The organism is Pseudomonas sp. AP3_22 TE3818, from assembly GCF_053628995.1.
Window position 1 is genome coordinate 5,352,263 of sequence record NZ_JBRJHL010000001.1, and the last position, 26,457, is coordinate 5,378,719.

General features: G+C 60.9%; 20 protein-coding genes. 16 read left to right on the forward strand and 4 right to left on the reverse strand.

The window, feature by feature from the left end; genetic code table 11:
• Positions 1-164: 164 nt before the first annotated feature.
• From AB7M25_RS24460 to AB7M25_RS24485, 6 genes are all read left to right on the forward strand, one after another.
• Entirely contained in the window at positions 165-1,202 is a 1,038-nt protein-coding gene (locus AB7M25_RS24460; RefSeq protein ID WP_429386003.1) for an ABC transporter ATP-binding protein, read from the forward strand.
• 1 nt (position 1,203) lies between these two features.
• Positions 1,204-2,151: an ABC transporter permease gene (locus AB7M25_RS24465; RefSeq protein ID WP_015093713.1), complete on the forward strand. Its 948-nt coding sequence runs from the start codon at positions 1,204-1,206 to the stop codon at positions 2,149-2,151.
• Positions 2,141-2,950: an ABC transporter permease gene (locus tag AB7M25_RS24470; RefSeq protein WP_454238081.1), complete on the forward strand. Its 810-nt coding sequence runs from the start codon at positions 2,141-2,143 to the stop codon at positions 2,948-2,950. The genes AB7M25_RS24465 and AB7M25_RS24470 overlap by 11 nt, the downstream gene beginning before the upstream one ends.
• A 178-nt stretch (positions 2,951-3,128) precedes the next feature.
• A complete protein-coding gene (locus AB7M25_RS24475) occupies positions 3,129-4,553 on the forward strand; it encodes a gamma-aminobutyraldehyde dehydrogenase (RefSeq protein ID WP_454238082.1) in 1,425 nt (474 codons plus the stop codon).
• Positions 4,554-4,828: 275 nt separating this feature from the next.
• Entirely contained in the window at positions 4,829-6,313 is a 1,485-nt protein-coding gene (locus AB7M25_RS24480; protein ID WP_454238083.1) for an APC family permease, read from the forward strand.
• 62 nt (positions 6,314-6,375) lie between these two features.
• Positions 6,376-8,238, forward strand: coding sequence for an NAD(P)-binding protein (locus AB7M25_RS24485; protein WP_429386010.1), 1,863 nt, complete (start codon positions 6,376-6,378; stop codon positions 8,236-8,238).
• A 58-nt stretch (positions 8,239-8,296) separates the two neighbouring features.
• On the opposite strand, the gene AB7M25_RS24490 is transcribed toward AB7M25_RS24485, so the two are convergent.
• Positions 8,297-8,698 carry a type II toxin-antitoxin system VapC family toxin gene (locus AB7M25_RS24490; RefSeq protein ID WP_429386011.1) on the reverse strand — a complete coding sequence of 134 codons (402 nt, stop codon included), beginning with the start codon at positions 8,696-8,698 and terminating at the stop codon, positions 8,297-8,299.
• On the reverse strand, positions 8,698-9,264 hold the full coding sequence (locus tag AB7M25_RS24495; RefSeq protein ID WP_429386013.1) for an AbrB/MazE/SpoVT family DNA-binding domain-containing protein: 567 nt from the start codon (positions 9,262-9,264) through the stop codon (positions 8,698-8,700). The genes AB7M25_RS24490 and AB7M25_RS24495 overlap by 1 nt, the downstream gene beginning before the upstream one ends.
• Positions 9,265-9,702: 438 nt before the next feature.
• Between AB7M25_RS24495 and AB7M25_RS24500 the strand changes: the two genes are divergently transcribed.
• Entirely contained in the window at positions 9,703-10,215 is a 513-nt protein-coding gene (locus tag AB7M25_RS24500; protein ID WP_429386015.1) for a BRO-N domain-containing protein, read from the forward strand.
• A gap of 100 nt (positions 10,216-10,315) precedes the next feature.
• A complete protein-coding gene (locus AB7M25_RS24505; protein ID WP_429386016.1) occupies positions 10,316-10,510 on the forward strand; it encodes a hypothetical protein in 195 nt (64 codons plus the stop codon).
• An 11-nt stretch (positions 10,511-10,521) separates the two neighbouring features.
• On the opposite strand, the gene AB7M25_RS24510 is transcribed toward AB7M25_RS24505, so the two are convergent.
• Complete coding sequence (locus AB7M25_RS24510; protein WP_007975077.1) at positions 10,522-10,707, reverse strand: hypothetical protein; 186 nt, start codon at positions 10,705-10,707, stop codon at positions 10,522-10,524.
• A gap of 419 nt (positions 10,708-11,126) precedes the next feature.
• Between AB7M25_RS24510 and AB7M25_RS24515 the strand changes: the two genes are divergently transcribed.
• The 7 genes from AB7M25_RS24515 (at position 11,127) to AB7M25_RS24545 (ending at position 19,748) form a co-directional block, all read left to right on the forward strand.
• Complete coding sequence (locus AB7M25_RS24515; RefSeq protein WP_429560244.1) at positions 11,127-12,755, forward strand: glucan biosynthesis protein D; 1,629 nt, start codon at positions 11,127-11,129, stop codon at positions 12,753-12,755.
• Between the two features lie 353 nt (positions 12,756-13,108).
• A complete protein-coding gene (locus AB7M25_RS24520; protein ID WP_429385735.1) occupies positions 13,109-14,023 on the forward strand; it encodes a glutamate/aspartate ABC transporter substrate-binding protein in 915 nt (304 codons plus the stop codon).
• 193 nt (positions 14,024-14,216) lie between these two features.
• Positions 14,217-14,963, forward strand: a complete 747-nt coding sequence (locus AB7M25_RS24525) for an amino acid ABC transporter permease (RefSeq protein ID WP_429385734.1) — start codon at positions 14,217-14,219, stop codon at positions 14,961-14,963.
• Positions 14,963-15,634: an amino acid ABC transporter permease gene (locus AB7M25_RS24530; protein ID WP_429385737.1), complete on the forward strand. Its 672-nt coding sequence runs from the start codon at positions 14,963-14,965 to the stop codon at positions 15,632-15,634. The genes AB7M25_RS24525 and AB7M25_RS24530 overlap by 1 nt, the downstream gene beginning before the upstream one ends.
• Entirely contained in the window at positions 15,631-16,365 is a 735-nt protein-coding gene (locus AB7M25_RS24535) for an amino acid ABC transporter ATP-binding protein (protein ID WP_104450728.1), read from the forward strand. Before AB7M25_RS24530 ends, AB7M25_RS24535 begins: the two co-directional genes overlap by 4 nt.
• 156 nt (positions 16,366-16,521) lie before the next feature.
• Positions 16,522-18,423, forward strand: coding sequence for a two-component sensor histidine kinase AauS (aauS, locus tag AB7M25_RS24540; RefSeq protein ID WP_454238084.1), 1,902 nt, complete (start codon positions 16,522-16,524; stop codon positions 18,421-18,423).
• Positions 18,420-19,748 carry a two-component response regulator AauR gene (locus AB7M25_RS24545; protein ID WP_429385732.1) on the forward strand — a complete coding sequence of 443 codons (1,329 nt, stop codon included), beginning with the start codon at positions 18,420-18,422 and terminating at the stop codon, positions 19,746-19,748. The genes aauS and AB7M25_RS24545 overlap by 4 nt, the downstream gene beginning before the upstream one ends.
• A 199-nt stretch (positions 19,749-19,947) precedes the next feature.
• Here AB7M25_RS24545 and AB7M25_RS24550 read toward each other — a convergent pair whose 3' ends face one another.
• A complete protein-coding gene (locus AB7M25_RS24550; protein WP_454238085.1) occupies positions 19,948-20,982 on the reverse strand; it encodes an alpha/beta fold hydrolase in 1,035 nt (344 codons plus the stop codon).
• Positions 20,983-21,200: 218 nt separating this feature from the next.
• Between AB7M25_RS24550 and AB7M25_RS24555 the strand changes: the two genes are divergently transcribed.
• Entirely contained in the window at positions 21,201-26,435 is a 5,235-nt protein-coding gene (locus AB7M25_RS24555) for a dermonecrotic toxin domain-containing protein (protein ID WP_454238086.1), read from the forward strand.
• Positions 26,436-26,457 lie beyond the last annotated feature (22 nt).

Genomic DNA, 26,457 nt, shown 5'->3' on the forward strand with positions numbered 1-26,457 from the left:
TACTGACTGAGCGGCCCCCATCGCTGGCAAGCCAGCTCCCACAATTGATCACCTCTGTTGCCACTGCCGAGCAAGGCATCCGGCTGTAGTTGACCGTTATTCGTTTTTTCAGAAGTCCAGGCAGGGCCGCTGCGACGGCCTTCGCCTTTTTGGAGCACCGCACCATGACGCTTGCAGTCCAGTTCACCAACGTTTCCCGTCAATTCGGCGAAGTGAAAGCCGTAGACCGGGTTTCCATCGACATCCAGGACGGCGAGTTCTTCTCCATGCTGGGGCCTTCCGGCTCGGGCAAGACCACCTGTTTGCGCCTGATCGCCGGTTTTGAACAACCGAGCGCAGGTTCCATCCGTATTCATGGCGAAGAGGCCGCCGGCCTGCCGCCTTACCAGCGTGACGTGAACACCGTGTTCCAGGATTACGCGCTGTTCCCGCACATGAACGTTCGCGACAACGTCGCCTATGGTTTGAAAGTCAAAGGCGTGGGCAAGACCGAACGCCTGAAGCGCGCCGAAGAGGCGCTCGATATGGTGGCCCTCGGTGGCTATGGCGACCGCAAGCCGGTGCAGCTGTCCGGCGGTCAGCGCCAGCGTGTGGCCCTGGCCCGCGCCCTGGTCAACCGTCCTCGCGTACTGTTGCTCGACGAGCCACTGGGCGCACTCGACCTGAAACTGCGCGAGCAAATGCAGAGCGAGCTGAAAAAGCTGCAACGCCAGCTCGGCATCACCTTCATTTTCGTCACCCACGACCAGACCGAAGCACTGTCGATGTCTGACCGCGTGGCGGTGTTCAACAAGGGCCGCATCGAACAAGTCGACAGCCCGCGCAACCTGTACATGAAACCGGCCACCACCTTCGTCGCCGAATTCGTCGGCACCTCCAACGTCATCCGCGGTGATCTGGCGAAGCAAATCAGTGGCAATCCGCAGCCGTTCTCGATTCGCCCGGAACACGTGCGTTTCGCCGAAGGCCCGCTGGCCAGCCACGAAATCGAAGTCACCGGCTTGCTGCACGATATCCAGTATCAGGGCAGCGCCACCCGCTATGAACTGAAACTGGAAAACGGCCAGACCCTGAACGTCAGCCAGGCCAACAATCAGTGGCTGGACACCAGCGCACAACACCAGACCGGGCAGCGCATCAGCGCGCGCTGGGCACGCGAAGCCATGATCCCGTTGCACGATACCGTTGCAGGCGGGGTGTGAGATGAACACCGTAGCTATCCCTCAATCTCCGGCCAGCGGCTCGCTGCTGCGCAGGTTTTCCAACCTGCTGTATCGCCGGCCGAATTTTTACCTGTCGCTCCTGCTGGTACCGCCGCTGCTGTGGTTCGGCGCAATCTACCTGGGCTCATTGCTGGTGCTGCTGTGGCAAGGTTTCTACACCTTCGATGACTTCACCATGGCGGTCACCCCCGACCTGACCCTGGCGAACTTCACCGCGCTGTTCCAGCCGTCGAACTTCGACATCATCCTGCGCACCCTGGGCATGGCGATTGCCGTGTCGATTGCCAGCGCCATCGTCGCGTTCCCGATTGCCTACTACATGGCGCGCTACACCACGGGCAAGACCAAGGCGTTTTTCTACATCGCGGTGATGATGCCGATGTGGGCCAGTTACATCGTCAAGGCCTACGCCTGGACCTTGCTGCTGGCCAAGGGCGGCGTGGCGCAGTGGTTCGTGCAGCACCTGGGGCTGGAACCGGTCCTGCAATTCGTACTGGGCATTCCCGGTGTCGGCGGCAGCACCTTGTCGACCTCGCACCTGGGGCGCTTCATGGTGTTCGTCTACATCTGGCTGCCGTTCATGATCCTGCCGATCCAGGCCTCGCTGGAACGCCTGCCGCCCTCACTGCTGCAAGCCTCCGCCGACCTCGGGGCCAAGCCGCGCCAGACCTTCATGCAAGTGATTTTGCCGCTGTCGATCCCGGGCATTGCCGCCGGTTCGATCTTCACCTTCTCGCTGACCCTGGGCGACTTCATCGTGCCGCAACTGGTCGGCCCGCCCGGCTACTTCGTCGGCAGCATGGTCTACGCCCAGCAAGGCGCGATCGGCAACATGCCAATGGCTGCCGCGTTCACCCTGGTGCCGATCGTGCTGATCGCCATCTACCTGTCCATCGTCAAACGTCTGGGGGCCTTCGATGCACTCTGAAAAAGCATCCTTAGGCCTGCGCATCGCCGCCTGGGGCGGGCTGGTGTTCCTGCACTTCCCGATCCTGATCATCTTCCTGTACGCCTTCAACACCGAAGACGCGGCGTTCAGCTTTCCGCCCAAGGGCTTCACCCTGAAGTGGATCGGCGTGGCGTTCTCCCGGCCGGACGTGCTCGAGGCCATCAAGCTGTCGTTGCAGATCGCCTCGATTGCCACGCTGATCGCCATGATCCTCGGCACGCTGGCTTCGGCGGCGTTGTACCGCCGGGACTTCTTCGGCAAGCAAGGCATCTCGCTGATGCTGATCCTGCCGATCGCCTTGCCGGGGATCATCACCGGGATCGCGTTGCTGGCGACCTTCAAGACACTGGGCATCGAGCCGGGGATGTTCACCATCATCGTCGGCCACGCGACCTTCTGCGTGGTGATCGTCTACAACAACGTCATCGCCCGCTTGCGCCGTACGTCCCACAGCTTGATCGAGGCCTCGATGGACCTCGGCGCCGACGGCTGGCAGACCTTCCGCTACATCATCCTGCCGAACCTCGGCTCGGCGTTGCTGGCCGGCGGCATGCTGGCGTTTGCCCTGTCGTTCGACGAAATCATCGTCACCACCTTCACCGCCGGCCATGAACGCACCCTGCCACTGTGGCTGCTCAACCAGCTCAGCCGCCCACGGGACGTGCCGGTGACCAACGTCGTGGCGATGCTGGTGATGATCGTGACCATGCTGCCGATCCTCGGCGCCTATTACCTGACACGTGGCGGCGAAAGCGTTGCGGGCAGTGGCGGCAAGTAACTGACAACTCATGACCTGCTGTGGGAATGAACTCGTGTGGGAGCTGGCTTGCCAGCGATGGGGCCATCAGGTTCAACAAAGATGTTGGCTGATCCACCGCCTTCGCTGGCAAGCCAGCTCCTACAGGGGGCCCCGTTTCGGCAGAAGAACAACAACAGTTTTGAAGAGGACACATGCCATGCAAACCAAACTCTTGATCAACGGCCAACTGCAAGACGGCGAAGGCCCCGCCCAACCGGTGTTCAACCCGGCGCTGGGTCGCGTGCTGGTGGAAATCAACGAAGCCAGCGAAGCCCAGGTCGATGCCGCCGTGCGCGCCGCCGATACCGCCTTCGACAGCTGGTCGCAGACCCCGCCGAAAGAACGTTCGCTGCTGCTGCTCAAACTCGCCGATGCCATCGAGGCCCACGGCGCAGAGCTGGCCAAACTGGAGTCGGACAACTGCGGCAAGCCTTACAGCGCCGCGCTGAACGACGAGATCCCGGCGATTGCCGACGTGTTCCGCTTCTTCGCCGGCGCCAGCCGCTGCATGAGCGGTTCGGCCGGTGGCGAGTACCTGCCGGGCCACACCTCGATGATCCGCCGCGACCCGGTGGGCGTGATCGCCTCCATCGCGCCGTGGAACTACCCGCTGATGATGGTCGCCTGGAAAATCGCCCCGGCCCTCGCCGCTGGCAATACCGTGGTGCTCAAGCCGTCGGAACAGACCCCGCTGACCGCCCTGCGCCTGGCCGAACTGGCGTCGGACATCTTCCCGGCCGGCGTGCTCAACCTGGTGTTCGGCCGTGGCCCTAGCGTCGGCAGCCCGCTGGTCACCCACCCGAAAGTGCGCATGGTGTCGCTGACCGGTTCGATCGCCACCGGCTCGAACATCATTTCCAGCACCGCCGACAGCGTCAAACGCATGCACATGGAACTGGGCGGCAAGGCCCCGGTGATCATCTTCGACGACGCCGACATCGACGCCGCCGTCGAAGGCATCCGCACCTTCGGTTTCTACAACGCCGGGCAAGACTGCACTGCCGCCTGCCGCATCTACGCGCAGGAAGGCATCTACGAGAAATTCGTCGAGAAACTCGGAGCGGCGGTCAGCAGCATCAAGTACGGCTTGCAGGACGATCCGTCGACCGAACTCGGCCCGCTGATCACCGCACAACACCGTGACCGCGTCGCCGGTTTTGTCGAACGCGCCATCGCCCAGCCGCACATTCGCCTGATCACTGGCGGCAAGGCTGTCGAGGGCAATGGCTTCTTCTTCGAACCAACGGTGCTGGCCGATGCCCAGCAGGATGACGAAATCGTCCGGCGCGAAGTGTTCGGGCCGGTGGTGTCGGTGACCCAATTCAGCGATGAAGCGCAGGTGCTGGGCTGGGCCAACGATTCGGACTACGGCCTGGCCTCCTCCGTGTGGACCGCCGATGTCGGCCGCGCCCATCGGATGTCGGCGCGTTTGCAGTACGGCTGCACCTGGGTCAACACACACTTCATGCTGGTCAGCGAAATGCCCCACGGCGGGCAGAAGTTGTCCGGGTATGGCAAGGACATGTCCATGTACGGGCTCGAAGATTACACCGTCGTTCGGCATGTGATGTTCAAGCACTAAGAAACGCATCGCCTGTAGGAGCGAGCCTGCTCGCGATGGACGTCAACGTTGACGCGGGGATCCTGACGCCCCGCGGTGTCCTCAGGTTTTGCGCGAGCAGGCTCGCTCCTACAGCGAAGGGATCACCTCGGTTTCAAGGCAGAAACCGGCAGTACGCACCACCAGGCTTCACCCCAAAGAAGACAAAACAATAACCACCGATCCTGGCAGTGCCCTCAAGGCCCCGCCACGGTGTCGGACATCCGAAATCTGCCGATTTTCCGGAGTAAACACACATGAGTGCATCACCCGATCTCTCTGCAGTCCTTGCCGACAGCGATGCCGAGCAACTGCGCAAACTGGGTTACACCTCCAACTTCAATCGCAGCATGAGCCTGTGGGAAAACTTCGCCCTGGGCTTCACCTACCTGTCCCCGGTCGTCGGGGTTTATACCCTGTTCGGCCTGTGCCTGGCCGCGGGCGGGCCACCGATGTTCTGGGCCTATTTGCTGGTCGGTTGCGGCCAGTTGCTGGTGTGCCTGATCTTCGGCGAAGTGGTTTCGCAGTTCCCGATTTCCGGCGGCGTGTACCCATGGGCCCGTCGTCTGGTGGGCAAGCGCTGGGCGTGGATGGTGGGCTGGATCTACTCCATCGCCCTGTGCGTGACCATCGCTGCCGTAGCCGTTGGTGCCGGTCCGTACCTGGCCGCCATGATGGGATTTGAACCGAGCAACAACACCAACATCATCATCGCCCTGTTCCTGACGCTGTTCGCCACCCTGGTCAACCTCAGCGGCACCAAAGTGCTGGCGCGCATCGCCATGTTCGGTTTCCTGTGTGAACTGGTCGGCGCAGTCATCGTTGGCGTTTACCTGCTGATCTTCGAGCGTCATCAATCGATCAGCGTGTTGTTCAACACCTTCGATATCAGCGTCGATGGCTCATACCTGCCGGCGTTCCTTACCGCTTCGCTGGCGGGGATGTTCCTGTACTACGGTTTCGAGGCCTGCGGCGACGTGGCCGAAGAAACCCCGAACCCGAGCAAGCAGATCCCGGTGGCGATGCGCATGACCATCTACATCGGCGGCATTGCGGCGATGTTCGCCTGCCTGGCGCTGATCCTCGCGGTGCCAGACATGCAGGCCGTGATCAACGGCACCGACAAGGACCCGGTCACCACCATCCTCAACAACGCGTTCGGGCCGGTGGGTTCGAAAGTGGTGATGGGCGTGGTGATGATTTCCTTCATCTCCTGCGTGATCAGTCTGCAAGCGGCGGCCAGTCGCCTGCTGTATTCCTACGCCCGTGACGAAATGGTCATCGGCAGCCGACTGCTGAAGAAGATTTCCCCTACGACGCAGGTTCCGGTTGCCGCGCTGTTCGTCTCCGGTGTCCTGCCGGCGCTGATCATCATCCTCGGCTTCTTCCTGCAGGATGCAGTCGCCACCATCGTCAGCTTCGCGGCCATCGGCATCTACCTGGCGTTCCAGATGATCGTGCTCGCGGCCCTGTACGCCCGCATGAAGGGCTGGAAACCAAGCGGCAAATTCACCCTCGGCGCCTGGGGCTGGGCGGTGAACATCGGCGCACTGGTCTATGGTGTCGGGGCCATTATCAACATGGCCTGGCCACGGACACCGGATGCCGCGTGGTACATCAACTACGCCATGGTACTGAGCACGGCCATCGTGATTGGCCTGGGCCTGCTCTACATGTGGATCGCCAAACCGTATGACCACGGCACCGCCCCGGCGGGCGATGCCTGGAAAGTCAGCCGGTAACGGCATTCGCCCCGGCGCCGTCGTGGCACCGGGGCGATCTGAAAAAACAACAAGGATTGAATATGGATATTACCCGCCGCGACTTTCTCAACGGCGTCGCTGTCACCCTCGCTGCCGGCATGACCCCGCTGCAACTTCTCCAGGCCGCCCCTGACGGGCGCTACTACCCTCCGGCACTGACCGGCCTGCGGGGTAGCCACGTCGGCTCGTTCGAAATGGCCCACCAGATGGGTTGGGAGAAAAAGGTCTTCGACACCGACAAGCTGCCGATCACCGAGGAATATGACCTGGTGGTGGTCGGAGGCGGCCTCAGCGGACTGTCCGCTGCGTGGTTCTACCGTGAGAAACATCCGAAAGCGCGCATCCTGATTCTGGAAAACCACGACGACTTCGGCGGTCACGCCAAGCGCAACGAATTCTCCGCCGGTGGTCGCATGATCATCGGCTACGGCGGCAGCGAAGCCTTCCAGTCGCCGAATCATCTGTACAGCCAGGAAGTGAACGGCCTGCTGAAGAAACTCGGGGTGAACATCAAACGCTTCGAGACCGCGTTTGACCGCCAGTTCTACCCGGGCCTGGGCCTGTCGCGCGGGGTGTTCTTCGACAAGGAAAACTTCGGCGAAGACAAACTGGTGACCGGCGACCCGACGCCGATGGTGGCCGACGACATCGCCCCGGACCAGTTGCACGCCCGCTCCATCCCGGACTTCATCAACGACTTCCCGCTACCGCAAGCCGACCGCCAGGCGCTGATCGCCTTGCACATGACGCCCAAGGATTACCTGCCCGGCAAAACCATCGAGGAAAAAACCGCACACCTGGAAGCCACCAGCTACCAGGACTTCCTGCTCAAGGACGTAGGCTTGTCGGCCCAAGCGGTGAAATACTTCCAAAGCCGCACCAACGACTTCATGGCCCTGAGCATCGATGCGGTTGCCGCGTCCGACGCCTACTCAGTCGGTTTCCCAGGTTTCAGCGCGATGAATCTGGAGCCGATCAGCGAAGAAGCCCAGGCGGAAATGGAAGAGCCCTACATCTACCACTTCCCCGACGGCAACGCCTCGCTGGCGCGCTTGCTGGTGCGCAGCCTGATCCCGGCCGTGGCACCGGGGCACACCATGGACGATATCGTCCTCGCCCCATTCGACTACGCCAAACTCGATCAGGCCAAAGCCCCGGTGCGCATCCGTCTGAATAGCACAGCGGTTAACGTGCGCAACGTCGGCAGCGGCGTGAACGTCGGCTACAGCCGCGGCGGCCAGCTCAGCCAGGTGCGCGGCAAGCACTGCATCATGGCCTGCTACAACATGATCATCCCGTACCTGCTGCGCGACCTGCCGCCGGAGCAATCCCACGCCCTGAGCCAGAACGTGAAGTTCCCGTTGGTGTACACCAAGGTGGTGATCCGCAACTGGCAGTCGTTCCAGAAACTCGGCGTGCACGAAATCTATGCGGCGACCCAACCCTACAGCCGGATCAAACTCGACTACCCGGTAAGCATGGGCGGCTACGACCACCCGAAAGACCCGACACAGCCGATCGGCCTGCACATGGTCTACGTACCCACCAGCCCCAACAGCGGCATGAACGCCCGCGACCAGGCCCGCGCCGGCCGTGGCCGCCTGTACGGCCAATCGTTCGAGCAACTGGAAGCGCAACTGCGTGACCAACTGCAACGCATGCTCGGCCCTGGCGGCTTCAACCACGAAACCGACATCCTCGCCATCACCGTCAACCGCTGGTCACACGGCTACGCGTACTTCTCCAACAGCCTGTACGACGATGCCGACGAAAGCGAAAAACTGATGAACCTGGCCCGTCAGCCGGTTGGACGGGTGAGCATCGCCAACTCGGACGCGGCGTGGAGCGCGTATGCTCATGCGGCGATCGATGAGGCGTATCGGGCGGTGGGGGAAGTAGGTTAAGCAACGGTATTTGAGCTCCACGGATGGCCATTCCCGCCGATCCGTGGAGTCAAAAAAATCAAATGGGCACAATCAATTCAACCGAAGGAAAATAGCTTCGGTAGCGCTTGGCATCTCGAGTCAACAATGGCAGCCGTTTTACAGCGGCATGTGCCCCGATGAAAAAATCCGCCAAGACATTATTTTTACCGCCACCTACTTTCCGATACCGAATGAAAGCCTTCCCGGCCAAAAACAAAGCTGGCCGCGGGACTTCGCACATTGCGAGACCGAGCTGGTGAATGACATCATCCAGTGCCTCAAAGGTTGAGAACGTCTGGGATAGCTCAGCGTAGATAATTGGATTAATAGCCAATTCATGAATCTGTGACTGGGCACGAAGCTGCTTGATGGACCAATCAGCCCAAACCGGGTCGTCTTCCAAAACATCAATCAACACATTCGTGTCGACCAAAATCATCAGTCCTCACCCCGTAGCAACGCCATCAATTCATCTGTACGCCATTTGATATCGGCCTTGCCCCGCACAGCCTCAAATCGGTCAGAAACAATTGACTTGTCAGTTTTTTTTGGGTTACCGCTGTGCAGCACCACCTCGCCATTGGCGTTGACACTGAATTCAACCGCCGAACCCGGCGTCAGATGCAGAGCGTCACGAATTGGCTTCGGAATAGTGACCTGCCCCTTGCTGGTCATGGTTGTCGACATATCTCCACCCTCAAGTATTACCCTCGATAAAAAAGTAATACTTTGCTTAAAACTCCGCAACCTCCGCTCATCGTAGGTAAGTTTGGAGTGAACTGAAGAAAGCTGCCCGCCTATCTCATGCGCTCGGATCAGTGAAAATTTACCGGGGGAGTCAGATCTGTAAATTGCAGCATTCTTCAATAAATCAGGGACCCTTTCTGCGCACTTCGAAGGTTTGAGCACATTTCGCGCTTTGCTCAGGTACGGAGCGGCCGCCTTAGACAACGCTTGCCTATCCCTGAAAGAGCGGTAATTGGAAACCGAAAAATCGATCAGCATGGAGAAAACCTGCAGTTCATTCGCTGGATGCGAATAAATAAAGGAAAAACTGCGGCTCAGGTGCTGACTCTCAGCACCTCATGCAAAAACAGGAAAATCCTACAGATCAAACCTTCGAATACCGGCGCCGATTCCTACAACAAGCGTCGCCAGAGTAGACTTGGCGCCGCGAGCGCCTGACCGATAGGCTTCAATCCGTCGCTGCCAAATCAGCGGCCCGGAGTCGAAGCCGGAACATATCAACATGGCGCATCCGCGCCCCCATATGAGCTGGGGCATTTTTTTGCCTTTCAGTTTCGCGTTATGGCGGGCCGTGTGGCGCGGGCCTCTCGGCTTCCATGTTGATCGAGAATGTTCCGACTTCGAACGCCGCACGGTCCGCCACCCAAATCTGTCGAAGGATTAGTGGCGGCTCCTTTTTCAACATGGAGTCGAAAAATGCACAAGCACACATCACATCCGACTGAAATTCCTTCCTGCTTCATCCCTAAAGTCTTCACTCGCCACAACCGCTTCCTCCATGCCTTCATGCAAAACAACCAAGCTTGGTTTTGCGTCCAGGATCTGGGTCGCTTGATGGGCAAACCACTCAATGAACGCTTGACCTTGAAACTCGATCCCGACCAACGTCGCAGCGTCTGTCTGCTCAAGGACGGCAAATCGGTCGAAACACTGATGGTCAGCGAATCAGGCATGTACGCCTTGTTGGTTCACCACTTCGTCCCGGAAAACCGCAACCTGCGCCAGTGGTTGAGCAACGAAGTCATACCCTCGCTGCGTGATGCGAAATCAGAGCCTGTGGAAAACCTGCCAAGCCTGAGTTCCTTGAATTGGGCGGGAGTTTCGGTGCCCTTGCTGCATTACCAGCATCACGCCTGGATCAAGTGGCGAGACATGCCTGAGTTGATGCAGGTGCAGCGACCCTTCCCAATCGCTGGCACTTGCCGTTGAAGGGATAAATCGAGCTGATCAAAAAGGGACAGACTTCACAGTCCGTCCCTTTGGTTTGAGTCCTCTCAATTAATTGTCCTGCTGAATGAGCTATATCCACATGAACGAGACTCACAGCGTCAAACGAAACATCATCGAAATGATTCCCTGTGATAGCTCTTTTGCAGAAGCGTATCTCCATAAGCTCGACCAGCAATCTGTCCGACAGCAAGCAATAGACGCTGGCATAGCCGACGCCGATGCAGGCAGGTTAACCAGCCTGGCCACCCTAAAAGCCAAATGGCTCTCACGGTAACCAGCCCTGCTTCAAAACCTCGAAACACTCCTCATCGCATCCACCAGATACCTCATCGCGATCCTGTCGCTCTCCGACAGCTCCCTATACCGCTCCACCAGTTTCATTTCCTCGTTATTAAGCCGGCGCCTGCGTCGCCCGATGGCCAGGCACGGAAAGATTCCCAACATTTCAGTGATGCCTTGTACTTTCGACATGGACGATGTCCTTCTCTATACGTCAAAGAAAACTGCAAAAAACCGCATCGCCCTATCCCTTTTTCAGCAGCCGCTGGGTGCCCACTGAACCGCACCGGTCCGAAGGGCATAAACCGGTCATGTGCACAGAATAGAAATTTTCCGGGCGCTGAAAAGTGGTTTTTAGAGTAATTAGTCGAAAAAAGCAGAAATGCCCTGTAAATCAGAAACCCCTGTCGGAATTGTTTCCCGACATGTCTTGTTTCATTGCCGAACCGGCGCTGTGCCATCATTCAATTTTGCTCTGCAATCGAACGGTTTAAGCTGTCGGGCATCTGTTTTACAGTCCGTTGCGTTTGGCCGAAGGCATGTCCGAACCGTTTTTTCTGATCCAGTACGTGCCAGGAACGGCGCGGGATTGCTCACGACAGGTTGTATTTATGCACCGCAGAAACTTGCTCAAAGCCTCCATGGCCATCGCGGCCTACACCGGTTTGTCCGCCACGGGCCTGTTGGCCGCCCAAGCCTGGGCCGCCAGTGGCGGCACCGCTGATGGCGAGGCCAGCGCATTCGATTTCGAGGCGCTGAAGCGCCAGGCCAAACAGCTCGCCAGCAATCGCTACCAGGACACCAAGCAACAGTTGCCGCCGACCCTGGCGAGCATGACGCCGCAGAACTTCAATGCGATCCGCTACGACGGCAATCATTCGTTGTGGAAAGAACTCAAGGGTCAGCTGGATGTGCAGTTCTTCCACGTCGGCATGGGCTTCAAGCAACCGGTGCGCATGTACAGCGTCGACCCGAAAACCCGGATGGCCCGCGAGGTGCATTTCCGCCCGTCGCTGTTCAACTATGAAAACACCACGGTCGACACCGCCCAGCTCAAGGGCGACCTGGGTTTCTCCGGCTTCAAGTTGTTCAAGGCCCCGGAACTGGACAAGCACGACGTCGTGTCCTTCCTCGGCGCCAGTTACTTCCGTGCGGTGGACGCCACCGGCCAGTACGGCTTGTCGGCCCGCGGCCTGGCCATCGACACCTACGCCAGGAAGCGCGAAGAATTCCCCGACTTCACCAAGTTCTGGTTCGAGACGCCGGACAAGGACAGCACCCGCTTCGTGGTCTACGCCCTGCTCGACTCGCCGAGCGCCACCGGTGCCTACCGCTTCGATATCGACTGCCAGGCCGAGCGCGTGGTGATGGAGGTCGATGCCCACGTCAACGCGCGCACCGCCATTGACCAGTTGGGCATCGCGCCGATGACCAGCATGTTCAGCTGCGGCACTCACGAACGCCGCATGTGCGACACCATTCACCCGCAAATCCACGACTCCGATCGCCTGGCCATGTGGCGCGGCAACGGCGAGTGGATCTGCCGCCCGCTGAACAACCCGGCGACCCTGCAATTCAATGCCTTCGCCGACAAGGACCCGAAAGGTTTCGGCCTGGTGCAGACCGACCACGAGTTCGCCAGCTATCAGGACACCGTCGACTGGTACAGCCGCCGCCCGAGCCTGTGGGTCGAACCGACCACCGCATGGGGCGAAGGCTCGGTCGATCTGCTGGAAATCCCTACCACCGGCGAAACCATGGACAACATCGTCGCCTTCTGGACCCCGAAGAAACCGGTGGCTGCCGGCGATTCGCTGAACTACGGCTACAAGCTCTACTGGAGCGCGCTGCCACCGGTCGGCACGCCGCTGGCGCGGGTCCATGCCACCCGTTCCGGGATGGGCGGTTTCACCGAAGGCTGGGCGCCGGGCGAGCATTACCCGCCCGTCTGGGCCCGTCGTTTTGCCGTGGACTTCACCGGCGGCGGTCTGGACCGCCTGCCCGAGGGCGCGGGCATCGAGCCGGTGGTCACTTGCTCGAACGGCGAGGTCAAGGATTTCAGCGTGCTCAAGCTCGATGACATCAAGGGTTACCGTGTCCTGTTTGACTGGTACCCGACCAATGACAGCGTCGAGCCTGTCGAACTGCGTCTGTTCATCCGCACCAACGACCGCACGCTGAGTGAGACCTGGTTGTACCAGTACTTCCCGCCAGCCCCGGACAAACGCAAATATTCCTGACTGCCCCCCCCGTAGGAGCCGGCTTGCCGGCGATGGCGCCCTTGAGAGCGCTATCGCCGGCAATCCGGCTCCTACAAAAAGCGATGCAGGCAATCCGCCATTCGGTTTTCCGAACGCGACCTGCGGGTCGGTTCGGTTAACCGGATCACTTCACTGACATTTCAGCGCAAAAAATATTTAATTCCCTTACAAATCAATATTTTGACTAATTCAGACTGGTCTGGCACGAGTCATGCTCTACACTTCTTCGACGAATGTCCTTTGCGCTCACTCATCGTGGCGCTCAGGTGTTTTGCAGCACAAAAGGGCCGATGAACTGGCTCCATAAAAAAAACAAAGTCGAGGAAAATTTGATGCGCATCGTTCCCCATATCCTGGGCGCAGCCATTGCTGCCGCTCTGATCAGCACTCCGGTTTTCGCCGCCGAACTCACCGGCACCCTGAAGAAGATCAAAGAGTCCGGCACCATCACCCTGGGCCATCGCGACGCTTCCATTCCGTTTTCCTATATCGCGGATGCTACCGGCAAGCCGGTCGGCTACTCCCACGACATCCAGCTGAAAGTCGTCGAAGCCCTGAAAAAAGACCTCGACATGCCGAACCTCCAGGTCAAATACAACCTGGTGACTTCGCAAACCCGTATCCCGCTGGTGCAGAACGGCACCGTGGACCTCGAGTGCGGTTCCACCACCAACAACGTCGAGCGTCAGCAGCAAGTCGACTTCTCCGTCGGCATCTTCGAAATCGGTACTCGCCTGCTGTCCAAGAAAGACTCCAAGTACAAGGACTTCCCTGACCTGGCCGGCAAGAACGTCGTGACCACCGCCGGCACCACGTCCGAGCGCATCCTCAAGGCGATGAACGCCGACAAGCAGATGGGCATGAACGTCATCTCCGCCAAAGACCACGGCGAGTCATTCCAGATGCTGGAAACCGGCCGTGCCGTGGCCTTCATGATGGACGACGCCCTGCTGGCCGGTGAAGCAGCCAAGGCCAAGAAAGCCGATGACTGGGCCGTGACCGGTACTCCACAGTCCTATGAAATCTACGGCTGCATGGTGCGCAAAGGCGACGAGCCGTTCAAAAAGGCTGTGGATGACGCCATCAAGGCCACCTACGCATCGGGCGAGATCAACAAGATCTACGAAAAATGGTTCATGCAGCCAATCCCGCCAAAAGGCCTGAACCTGAACTTCCCGATGAGCGACGAACTCAAGGCCCTGATCGCCAATCCGACTGATAAAGCGGCTGACGACAAGAAGTCCTGATTTCTGACTAACCTTATCCCCTGAAAGGGCCGTAGCCCTTTCAGGGGAATGCACTCCCTGCTGGCATTTCTGGAAACACTCGAACCGGTGGCTGTCGAGCCGAGCGCGTGTGCCTGTCCCCCAAGGACAGGCGGGAACGGAGCTTCCCCCAAGCGGGCATTTGTACATCGATCGAATCCGAGGGGAGACCCTAATGAATTACAACTGGGACTGGGGCGTGTTCTTCAAGTCCACCGGCGTGGGCAGCGAGACCTATTTCGACTGGTACCTGTCCGGTCTGGGCTGGACCATCGGCATCGCCATCGCGGCCTGGATCATCGCCCTGACACTGGGCTCGATCCTGGGCGTCATGCGTACCGTGCCGAACCGCATCGTATCGGGCATCGCCACCTGCTACGTCGAACTCTTCCGTAACGTGCCGCTGCTGGTTCAGCTGTTCATCTGGTACTTCCTGGTACCCGACCTGCTGCCGGCCGACCTGCAAGAGTGGTACAAGCAGGACCTGAACCCGACCACCTCGGCCTTCCTCAGCGTCGTCGTGTGCCTGGGTCTGTTCACCACCGCCCGGGTTTGCGAACAGGTGCGCACCGGTATCCAGGCCCTGCCCAAAGGCCAGGAATCGGCGGCCCGCGCCATGGGTTTCAAGCTGCCGCAGATCTACTGGAACGTGCTGCTGCCCCAGGCTTACCGGATCATCATTCCGCCGCTTACCTCGGAATTTTTGAACGTCTTCAAGAACACCTCCGTGGCCTCGCTGATCGGCTTGATGGAATTGCTCGCGCAGACCAAACAGACCGCCGAGTTCTCCGCCAACCTGTTCGAAGCCTTTACCCTGGCCACGCTGATCTACTTCACCCTGAACATGAGCCTGATGTTGCTGATGCGCCTGGTCGAGAAGAAAGTCGCCGTACCGGGCCTGATCTCCGTAGGGGGTAAATGATGGAATTCGACTTCTCGGGCATCATCCCGGCCATTCCCGGCTTGTGGAACGGCATGGTCATGACCCTCAAGCTGATGATCATGGGCGTCGTCGGCGGGATCATTCTCGGCACCATTCTGGCGTTGTGTCGCCTGTCCCACAGCAAACTGCTGTCGAACCTGGCTGGCGCCTACGTCAACTACTTCCGCTCGATTCCGTTGCTGCTGGTGATCACCTGGTTCTACCTGGCGGTGCCGTTCGTGTTGCGCTGGATCACCGGCGAAGACACCCCGATCGGAGCGTTCGCCTCGTGCATCGTGGCGTTCATGATGTTCGAAGCGGCGTACTTCTGCGAAATCGTCCGTGCCGGTGTGCAGTCGATTCCCAAGGGCCAGATGGGCGCTGCCCAGGCCCTGGGCATGTCCTACGGCCAGATGATGCGCCTGATCATCCTGCCGCAAGCGTTCCGCAAGATGACGCCGCTGTTGCTGCAACAGAGCATCATCCTGTTTCAGGACACCTCGCTGGTCTACGCCGTCGGCCTGGTGGACTTCCTCAATGCTTCGCGCGCCAGTGGCGACATCATTGGCCGCTCCAATGAGTTCCTGATTTTCGCGGGTCTCGTGTACTTCATCATCAGCTTTGCCGCCTCGCAGCTGGTCAAGCGTCTGCAAAAAAGGTTCGCCGTATGATCTCTATCAAAAGCATCAACAAGTGGTATGGGGACTTCCAGGTTCTGACCGATTGCAGCACCGAGGTCAAAAAAGGCGAAGTGATCGTGGTGTGCGGGCCATCCGGTTCCGGCAAGTCGACCCTGATCAAGTGCGTCAACGCCCTGGAACCCTTCCAGAAGGGCGACATCGTGGTCGACGGCACCTCCATCGCCGACCCGAAGACCAACCTGCCGAAGCTGCGTTCGCGCGTGGGCATGGTGTTCCAGCACTTCGAACTGTTCCCGCACCTGACCATCACCGAAAACCTGACCATCGCGCAGATCAAGGTATTGGGCCGCAGCAAGGAAGAAGCCACCAAGAAAGGCCTGCAACTGCTCGAGCGCGTCGGCCTCTCGGCTCACGCCCACAAGCATCCAGGCCAACTGTCTGGTGGTCAGCAGCAGCGCGTGGCGATTGCCCGTGCACTGGCGATGGACCCGATCGTCATGCTGTTCGACGAACCGACCTCGGCGCTGGACCCGGAAATGGTCAACGAAGTGCTCGACGTGATGGTGCAACTGGCCCACGAAGGCATGACCATGATGTGCGTGACCCACGAAATGGGCTTCGCCCGTAAAGTGGCCGACCGGGTGATCTTCATGGACGCCGGCAAGATCATCGAAGACTGCAAGAAAGAAGAGTTCTTCGGCGATATCAACCACCGTGCCGAGCGTACGCAGCACTTCCTCAACAAGATTCTGCAGCACTAAAAACCACCACCGTCCCCTGTAGGAGCTGGCTTGCCAGCGATGCGATCCCAACCTGACAACCCTGTTGTCAGGCACACCGCCATCGCCGGCAAGCCGGCTCCTACAAGGGCGGCGCAAGGTTCGGATTTGTGTGGTGGTTGACCCAAGGCATCTGTGATGAAATGCGACCCTAATCTTTATCGCGCAGCGTCGCCATCACTCGCCGTGAAACCCCGTCTGGTTCGTCATTTGTTCCTGCCGCCACTGATCATCGCCATGATGATCGGCCTGGGCTATATCGGCTTCTGGATCAGTGAGCACTATGGTATTCGCAGCCTTGGCGAGAACGGCCAGCGTCAGCTGGAACTGCACGCCCGTGCCGTCGAAAGCGAAATCAGCAAATACACCTACCTGCCCAGCCTGCTGGAGCTCGAAACCAGTGTTTCGCAGTTGCTGGCCGACCCGACCCCGGAACACCGGCAAACGGTCAACGATTACCTCGAAGGCCTGAACCGGCGCAGCCGCAGTCGGGCCATCTACGTGATGGACACCACCGGCCGCGTCATGGCCACCAGCAACTGGCGCGATGTCGACAGTTACCTGGGTGAAGACCTGTCCTTCCGCGCCTATTTCCAGAACGCCGTGCGCGGTCAACCGGGGCGTTTCTACGGCATCGGCAGCACCAACGGCGAACCCGGTTACTACCTGGCCCATGGCCTGGAAGAACACGGCAAGATCATCGGCGTCGCGGTGGTCAAGGTGCGCCTGGAGGCCATGGAAGAGCGCTGGCAGCGCGCGCGCCTGGAAGCCTTCGTCAGCGACGAGAACGGCATCATCATTCTCTCCAGCGATCCGGCCCGACGCTTGAAATCGGTGGTGCCGCTGAGCGAAGAAACCAAGGAAAAACTTGCCCGCAGCCTGCAGTACTACTGGTTCCCGCTCAACGAACTGCAGCCGCTGGCCCGGGAAACCCTCTCCGAAGGCGTGGAAAAACTCACGTTCCCGGCCAACAGCGAACTGGTGTCCGATGATGAAAACATCAGCTACCTGTCGCAAACCCGGCCCTTGAGCGATACGCCGTGGAATTTCACCCTGCTCACGCCGCTCCAGGACTTGCGCCGCGAAGCGATCAACCAGGGGATTCTGGTGGCCGTGGCGTTTGCCCTCTGCGCCTTTCTGTTGATCGCCTGGAACGAGCGGCGCAAGGTGATCGCCACCCGCCTCGCGGCCCGGGAAGCCTTGCAGGAAGCCAACAACCAGCTGGAACGTCGGATTACCGAACGCACCACCGACCTGCGCGCCAGCAACGAACGGCTCAAGGGGCAGATCCGCGAACGCCGGCACGCCGAAGAGACCTTGCGCCGCGCCCAGGATGAACTGGTACAGGCCGGAAAACTCGCGGCCATCGGCCAGATGTCCACCAGCATCGCCCACGAACTGAACCAGCCGCTGGCGGCGCTGCGCACCTTGTCCGGCAATACCGTGCGCTTCCTCGAACGCGGTCAGCTCGACGTCGCCAGCACCAACCTCAAGACCATCAACGAACTGATCGACCGCATGGGCCGCATCACCGCCAGCCTGCGCTCGTTCGCCCGACGCGGTGACGACAAGGGTCAGGCCTGCCTTGGCAAAGCGGTGGACGCGGCCCTGCAATTGCACGGCGCTCGGGTGGAAAACACGCCTCTGCAATTGCACCGCCATTTTGACGCGGTGCAGGTGCAAATCGACCAGACCCGCCTGGAGCAGATTCTGGTCAACCTCATCGGCAACGCCCTGGATGCGATGCAAGCGCAGCCGCTGCCGGAGTTGTGGCTCGAAGGCGAAACCTTCGATGGCAAATACCGGCTGCGCGTGCGTGACAACGGCCACGGCATCGACGCCGAAGCGCGCAAGCACCTGTTCGAACCCTTCTTCACCACCAAACCCGGCGAACAGGGCCTCGGCCTGGGCCTGACCCTTTCCGCCAGCCTGGCCGCCGCCACCGGCGGTCACCTGGGTGTCGAGCACCCGGCCAGCGGTGGTACCGCATTCGTCCTCAGTTTACCGTTGGTAAGCCCCACTCCCGCCGAGCCAATATGAACAACGACCTTAGTGTATTGATCGTCGAAGACGACCCCCATGTACTGCTCGGCTGCCAACAGGCGCTGACCCTGGAAGACATTCCCTGCATTGGCGTGGGCAGCGCCGAAGAAGCCCTGGAGCGGGTCGGCGACAACTTCGCCGGCATCGTCGTCAGCGACATTCGCCTGCCGGGCATCGATGGCCTGGAACTGCTGACCCGGCTCAAGGAGCGCGACCGCAGCCTGCCGGTGGTGCTGATCACCGGCCACGGCGACATTTCCATGGCTGTCGGTGCGATGCAGAAAGGCGCCTACGACTTCATGGAAAAGCCGTTCTCCCCGGAGCGTCTGGTGGACGTGGCCCGCCGCGCCCTCGAGCAACGCAGCCTGGCACGGGAAGTGTCGTCGCTGCGCCGGCAACTGGCCGAGCGCGACTCCCTCGAAGGGCGGATCATCGGGCGCTCGCCGGCCATGCAGAACCTGCGGGAACTGATCGCCAACGTCGCCGATACCTCGGCCAACGTGTTGATCGAAGGCGAGACCGGCACCGGCAAGGAACTGGTTGCGCGCTGCCTGCATGATTTCAGTCGGCGGCACACCAAGCAGTTCGTCGCGTTGAACTGCGGCGGCCTGCCGGAGAACCTCTTCGAAAGCGAAATCTTCGGCCACGAAGCCAACGCCTTTACCGGTGCGGGCAAACGGCGGATCGGCAAGATCGAACACGCCGACGGCGGCACGCTGTTCCTCGACGAAGTGGAAAGCATGCCCCTGCCCTTGCAGATCAAGCTGCTGCGGGTCTTGCAGGAACGCACCCTCGAACGCCTCGGTTCGAACCAGAGCGTGGCGGTGGATTGCCGCGTCATCGCGGCGACCAAGTCCGACCTCGTCGAGTCGAGCAAGACCGGCGAATTCCGCAGCGACCTGTATTACCGCCTCAACGTGGTGACCCTGGAACTGCCGCCGCTGCGCGAGCGCCGCGAGGACATCCTGCAGTTGTTCGAACACTTTCTGCAGCAGTCGTCCCTGCGCTTCGACCGCGCGGTGCCGGAGCTGGACAACCAGACCCTTTCAAACCTGATGAGCCACGACTGGCCGGGCAACGTGCGTGAGCTGCGCAACGTTGCCGAGCGCTTTGCCCTGGGCCTGCCGGCGTTCAAGAAAACCGGTGCCGGCGGCAGCAATCAAGGCCTGGCGTTTGCCGAAGCGGTGGAGGCCTTCGAGCGCAACCTGCTCAGCGATGCCTTGCAACGCAGCGGCGGCAACCTGACCCAGGCCAGCCAGGAACTGGGCATGGCCAAGACCACGCTGTTCGACAAAGTGAAAAAGTACGGCCTGAGCCATTGAGCTGTGTGGACCTGACTCTCAAAGCGACCCTGGGCGCGGCGTTGGTGGTGAGCCTCGCTGGCCTGGCTACGCTTTCACAGAGAAATACATTCTCCTGTGGGAGCGGGCTTGCTCGCGAAAGCGGTGTGTCAGTCAACTCAAATGCCAACTGATACTCCCTCTTCGCGAGCAAGCCCGCTCCCACATTGGATCGGGGGGGTTAGAGGAGATTGTGATCGGCCACAGGCTCGATCTGCGCCCAGTGCGAAGTGTCTTCACGGTGCTCTCGCAAGTACGGCAACACCGCCCCCAGCAACGGCGCCTTGAACGCCTCCTGGAAACGATGGGCCAGGCCCGGAATCAAGACCAACCGACTGCCACGCAGATGCGCCGCCAGATGCACCCCGTGCATCACCGGCAGCAAGGGGTCGGCCGTGCCATGCACCACCAGCGCCGGCACCCGCAACCGGTTGAGCAGCGCGACCCGGCTCGGCTCGGCCAGAATGGCCATGATCTGGCGTTTTACGCCCTCGGGATTGAACGCCCGGTCATAGGACTGCGCCGCCTGATGCAGCAGCACCTGACGATCATCGCTCACCATCGGGCTGCCCAGCGCCGCCAGCAAGTCGGCCTGTTGTTCCAGGGCCACCTCGCGGTTCGGTGCGCCACGTCGCGCCAGCAATTGCACCAGCGCCGCACTCGGCGCCGGCAAACCTTCGGCCCCGGAGCTGGTCATGATCAGGGTCAGGCTCTCGACCCGCTGCGGTGCCATGGCCGCCATGTGCTGGGCGATCATCCCGCCCATGCTGGCGCCCAACACGTGGAATTGATCGATGTGCAAGGCATCCATCAAGCCCAGGCCATCGTCGGCCATGTCGGTCAGCGAGTACGGCGACGACACCGGCAATCCGAGTTTGTAGCGCAGCACTTCGAACGTCAGGTTGGCTTCGGCCGGGGCTTGCCGCCAGGTCGACAGGCCGACATCGCGATTGTCATAGCGAATCACCCGGAACCCCTGCTGGCACAGGGCAACCACCACCTCGTCCGGCCAGTGGATCAACTGCCCGCCCAGGCCCATCACCAGCAGCAAGGCCGGATCCGACGCGCGGCCGATGCTCTGGTACGCCAGGCTTACCTGGGCCAGATCCACCCGTTCGGTCGCAACATTGACCTCACAACGCGAAGCCGCCAGGGACGGCAGGCCGAACAACAACGCGGCCAGAAACATGATTCGTGAAAAGAATGCAGCACCCATGAAAAAACACCAAAACGCAGAACCCCAGTAGAGCGCGAGTCTGATGAAGTTTGTTCAAGCGCGCTGCCACAGTTCCATGACAGTTTGATGAAGGGCGCCGGGCGGTCATCCGGCGTCACACCCGGTTTCGCGATAACTATGTACCGCCCCTCCTCCTGTCGACTGTCGCCTAATGCCCGCACCGCCGGCACGGCCCGGCTTTCTGGAGACTCATCGTCATGGTTGACGAAACCACCCCCCTTGCGGCCGATTTCGGCCTCATCTACCCATTGCCCGCCAACCCGGACCAGGGCCTGAGCCTGAGCGCCTCGGCACGCTGGGAAGAGTGCTGCGAGCAGTGGCTCAGCCTCATGGCGCAAAGCTCGCAAGCCCAGCTCGACACCGCTTGGTGGAGCGCACGTGCGCTCGGCACCGATCGCTCGCGTCGGGAACAAGCCATCCGCTTGTATCGCCAGCATTTCGAGGTGTCGAGCCAATGGGCGTTTGCCCAGGGCATCCTCGATGCCGGGCAGATCAAAACGTTACTGGCGCTCATCGACCCGCCAGCGCCAACAACAACGCCAGACCCGCACCCCGTGTACGTCGAACAGCTGAATCTCAAAGATGACAAGGGTCTGTCTGCCCCACTGTCGGGCGCGCTGGTCATCACCCGGGATACCGATCAACCGGTCGCTCAGCTGTTGTACCTGCCTTCAAACTCATCCGTCTGGATGACCTTTCAAAGCCGGATTGAACTGGAGCGCTGGCTGACCGAGCATCAGCCACAGAGGTTCGACCAGCCCCGGCTGTCGATGGACAAGGGCAGCGTCGATTACACCGTCCTCGACAAGGCTGTGCTGCGCACCGGCGCCGAAGCCCTGTTGTCCCGCTTGTCCGTCGCCCCCGCTGACCGGCCCGGCAATGCTGCCGTACTGACCGCGCCCCCCGACCTGCCCCTTGTGGAGACTGACGACGACGCGGCCCTGTTCGGCCAGCTCAGTCCCGATATTCCCTTGGGCGTGCGGCACCGCGCGCTGGCACAACAACGCACGGCCCTGGAGAGTCTGCTCGGCGACGACTTTGCGGGTGATGCCAAGGATCCACGCCTGCAACGCCTGCACCAGCAACTCGAGACCCTCAGCGCTGCCGAGCAGGCCAGCAACGCCGCCGCGACGGCGCTACTGGGCACCGCCGATGGCCTCAAATGGCTGGAGTTGCGCCACCAGCCGGGCCCGCATTACGCCGCCCTGCTCCAGGCACGCCAAGACGGCTTGCGCGCCGAAGCCGAACTGCAATTGAGCCTGAATCAGATCGACAGTGAAGAGCATCAATGGCTCATCAGCGTGCTGGATGCCCCTGATCAGCCCCGAGCGGAGGACCTGGTGGTCGCGCGGCTGGAACTGTCGGCAACCGACACCGAAGGCGACACCCGCCGCACGCAAACCGAGGAACTGGACGGCGTTCTGCTGTTTGCCAAACCCTCGGCGCTGCTGGCGCATTCGACCGACAGCCTGTTGCTCTACTGGCCAGGACGCTTCGGTGGACTGCAACGCTTTGCCTCTCTACAGCTGCTGGAACAGTCGCTGTTCAAACGCCCGGTCAACGACCCTGCCCTGGCAGTGCACGTTTTGCCGCTGAGCGGCTCGCCGTTTGAATACGCCCTGCAAACCCAGCTCCTCAGCTGTGAACAACAAGCGGCCCGGATCATCGCAGCCAATCCTGTTCCGCTTCGTACCAGCCAGCGTGCGGCCGAACTGGAAAAACTGCGCGAACAGACCCTCGCCTGCCTGACCGCCCCCCAACCCGCCGCCCGGGACTGGGTGTACGCACGCATCGTCGAGCAAAACCAGAGCAGTGCGCTGGCCGCTCAATTGCCGTCGTGGCATCGCGAACTGTCCCCCGTGCAGCGTGACCGGCTCAAGACGCTGTTCAAATCCTGGATCGGCGCGATGCAGCGCTCCCACGCGTGGCTCGAACGTGAACTGCCGCCACGGGAAGCCTTCGCCATCAAGGCTGTCGACGCCCGGCTGCGGGTGGAATTCGACCTCACTCAACAGGTGGAGGTGCAGCTCGACGTTCCCGATTCCACGCTGTGGCAGAAAGTGGTGACTGAAGGCGCCGCTCCGGGCACCCCTCAACAAAATGTGCTGGTCGCCAGCGAGCAGCGCAGCAAGCTGTCCCTGGGTGAGCTGGCGCTGAGCAACATCGATCAGGAAATGTGGTGGCGACTGTCGTTCATGCAGGTCGAGGTCAGCGGTGCCGACGCCGTGCAACAACAGAAACTGAAAAGCGCCATCACGACGTCCTGGCTGCGCAAGCGGGTCACCGAGCTGGATCTGGCCGGGCAATATGAAAGGCTGATCCGCGAGACCTTCCTCGGCTCCTCGACGGCATCGACGTTCAGTAATGAATATCGGCGCGAATGCCTGAGTGAGCCAGGGCGCCTGATGCTTCGCCTGCAAGGCGAATTCGCCGAGCTGGCAAAGGACATAGACGCCAACGGCCGGCAAGTGCTGGAAATCGCCATCGACGCCAACAGCCGTGAAGCCTTTGCCAGCGACGGCAAGCGCATCGAGTTGCTGCCCGCGCACCTGACCGTGGGCGGCAAGGACACCCACGCCGAGGGACCGAGCACGTTGACCGGCGTCACCTTTATCGTGGAGCACGTCAGCGGCCTGACCCTGCTGTATCTACCCGACAGCCCCGACGGCGTTTATCTGCGCCAGTTCGATAGCCTTGAACAGGCGCGGATGCGCCTGTTCAACGATTGCCTGCGCAGCTCGATGGTCAACTACCTGGCCGGCCGGGCCTTGACGGGCGATGTCGCCCAACACGTCAGCCGGATCAACCAGGCCCGCTTGAAAAACTTCGACGGGCTGATCGGCGTCGGTACGCCCTGGCCGGCCAGCACCTCCCTGGCGGCGCATCTGCTGAATGTGCACATGGGCCGTTTGCTGGAAGCCCATCGGGCGTCATCGCGCTCCAATGATGCGTTGTACCTGGAGCAGGTCGCCTTGAAGTCCGGCGCAATGTTCAACTACCTGAAAATGGCCGTGGGCATGCTGCCCTTCGTCGGTACGACCATCGCCCTGTACGACGCCTGGAACAGCGCCAACCTCGCGGTGGCGGCCTTCCTGCGCGGCGATGTCGGCCATGGCCTGGCCGAGGTGGAGGCGGTGTTGTTGTCGCTGATCGACGCGGCCATGGACATTCTCCCCGGCACCACTGCCACCCCTGGTGTCGCCCGCGTCGCCACGCGCAGTCGTCAGTGGCGGGCGCTGGGCAAAAGTCCGCGGGCCTTGCAGGTATCGACGCAACGCCAGGCACGGCGGTCGCTGGAGCGCTTCAAGGGTTATGAATATGAAAAGCCGATTTCCCTCGCGGGACTGCAACCGGGCAGCGAAGGCATTTATCGCAACGTGTATCGCCACACCGACGGCGACTTCATGCTCAGCCAGGGACGAATCTATCGCATCGAACTGGAAGGCAATCCGCCGCGCTGGCGTTTGAGCGGCACGTCTACGCGGACCTACAAACAGCCAGTCGCCCTCGATGAGGCAGGCCACTGGAACACCCACTACGCGGTGTACGGCACTGTGATCGAAGGCGGCGGCGCGGGCGGTGGCGCGGTGCTCGGGCATATGGCCGACGGGCTGGACCCGCTCTGGCCTGCCGCCATTCGCCGCTGGCTGCCGCGCTGGTGGACGGACCGCGCCTTGCGTCGGCAATTGACCCTGACCCATACCGCCGACGCCTACTCGCGACGGCTCGATACCCAGACTCGCAGCAGCAACGTCACGCTGGAACACTACTTCGCCCTCGAACCCCGGCAGCGCGCAGCCCTTCGCGCCCGTGCCGATGCCGCCTGTGCGAACGATATCGACCTTGCCCAGACCCAATACCTGAATCTCGATGAGCTGATGCCGTACAGCCATGGTCGCAAACGCGTGCAGATCGAAGATATCCAAAGCCGCTGCGCCTGGATCATCGTCGACCGTTCGGTGCGGCGGATCGGCCTGGCCAAGGAACGGCTGGTGGAGCAGCTCGACCGTATCGATCAGTTGATCGCCCGTTCAGACACCACTCCGGTCACCGACACCGCCGCGCACTTGCAGCTCATGGCCCAGCGTAAACAGGTCCGCAAAGACTGTCTCAAAGACTTCGACCAGCTCCATACGACAGTCGAGGAAGCCAATCGCTGGAACCGCCGGATCACCAACCGGGTGCAAAAAAAGAAGGTGGCGCAGGACATGGCGACCGTGAATGAAAAATTCAGCGACGCCAATCACTTCTATCTGAAAACGGCGCACACCCTGGAAATCATCGCCCGCTATGACGCGGTGATCGACCTGTCCTGGGTGTACTTCCACACGCAGTTGAATGCAGCCCGCAACAAGATCGGCCGCGCGTTACAGACGCAACATCACCTGCCCCAGGTGAGCGCCAGCTTCAGCCAACGCAACAAAGTCCTCGAAGACTGCCTGGCCACCTATACCGAGTTCCGCCGTCAGTTGGGTGCCTGGACACTAGGCTATCCGCAGCACCTGGACCTGGAGCAAGTTACCGCGTTTCTGGACAACCTCGACAAGATTGAGGATTTCGCCAGCCATGCCATCAAGACGCGCCCATCTGTGGTGCCCAAAGAAGGACGGCCCGGACAGCAACTGTTCGAGACCGAAGACAACCTGTTGCTGATCGGTATCGCCAGCACCGACGCGGTCACCCGCCAAAAGCGCTTCACCATCGAAGGAGTGGCTGGCCGCACGGAAACCTGGTTGCCGCGCTCCAGTGGCAAATATCACCTCAGCGAGCCAACGGGTTCCGTGCAGCCGGAACTGCCGACCGATGTCGGGCCGTTACTGGCAGAAGCCAGGAAAAGGCTGGAGGCAGCAAACGCCTACACCCGCAAAGTCGCAGGGTATGCGCGGCAGGACATGCTGCCGGTCGACCTTGAGCACATGATGAGCAGCGAGGCCTCGGAGTTGACCATGCGTGCCCGGGCCATCGAACGCTTGTCCCCCACCGATGCCGTAGCGCTGCAACTGCGCAAGCGGGCGGATGAGATGTTGAGCACGGGGCGTACCTTGCGCATCAATCAAACCATGAGCAGCAAAACCCCGACCGATGGCTATCTGGACTATTTGGTTGAACAACGGAAGGTGGATATCCGCAAGGAAGGTGGCTTGCGCGACCTGGGCAAACGTGCCGACGGACGACGGGATTTCCTGCAGGAGTACGAGGTGCGCGACCTGCGCAGCGAACCGGCGCAAACCCTGTGGTACGCCCACTTCCACTACACCTCGGCCAAGCCTCAGTTCAGCGAATTCGTCAAAGGCCATTTGAAACTGCCGGATCAACGCAACCTCGGCCTGAAATGGCAGCAGGACGTGGCCGCCAGTGGTGGCACGGTCGAGGCGATCTGGCGAGGCGACATCGGCAGACGGCTGGGCAACAAACACTTTTCCACGCTGTAAAATGACAACGACGGGGTACGCC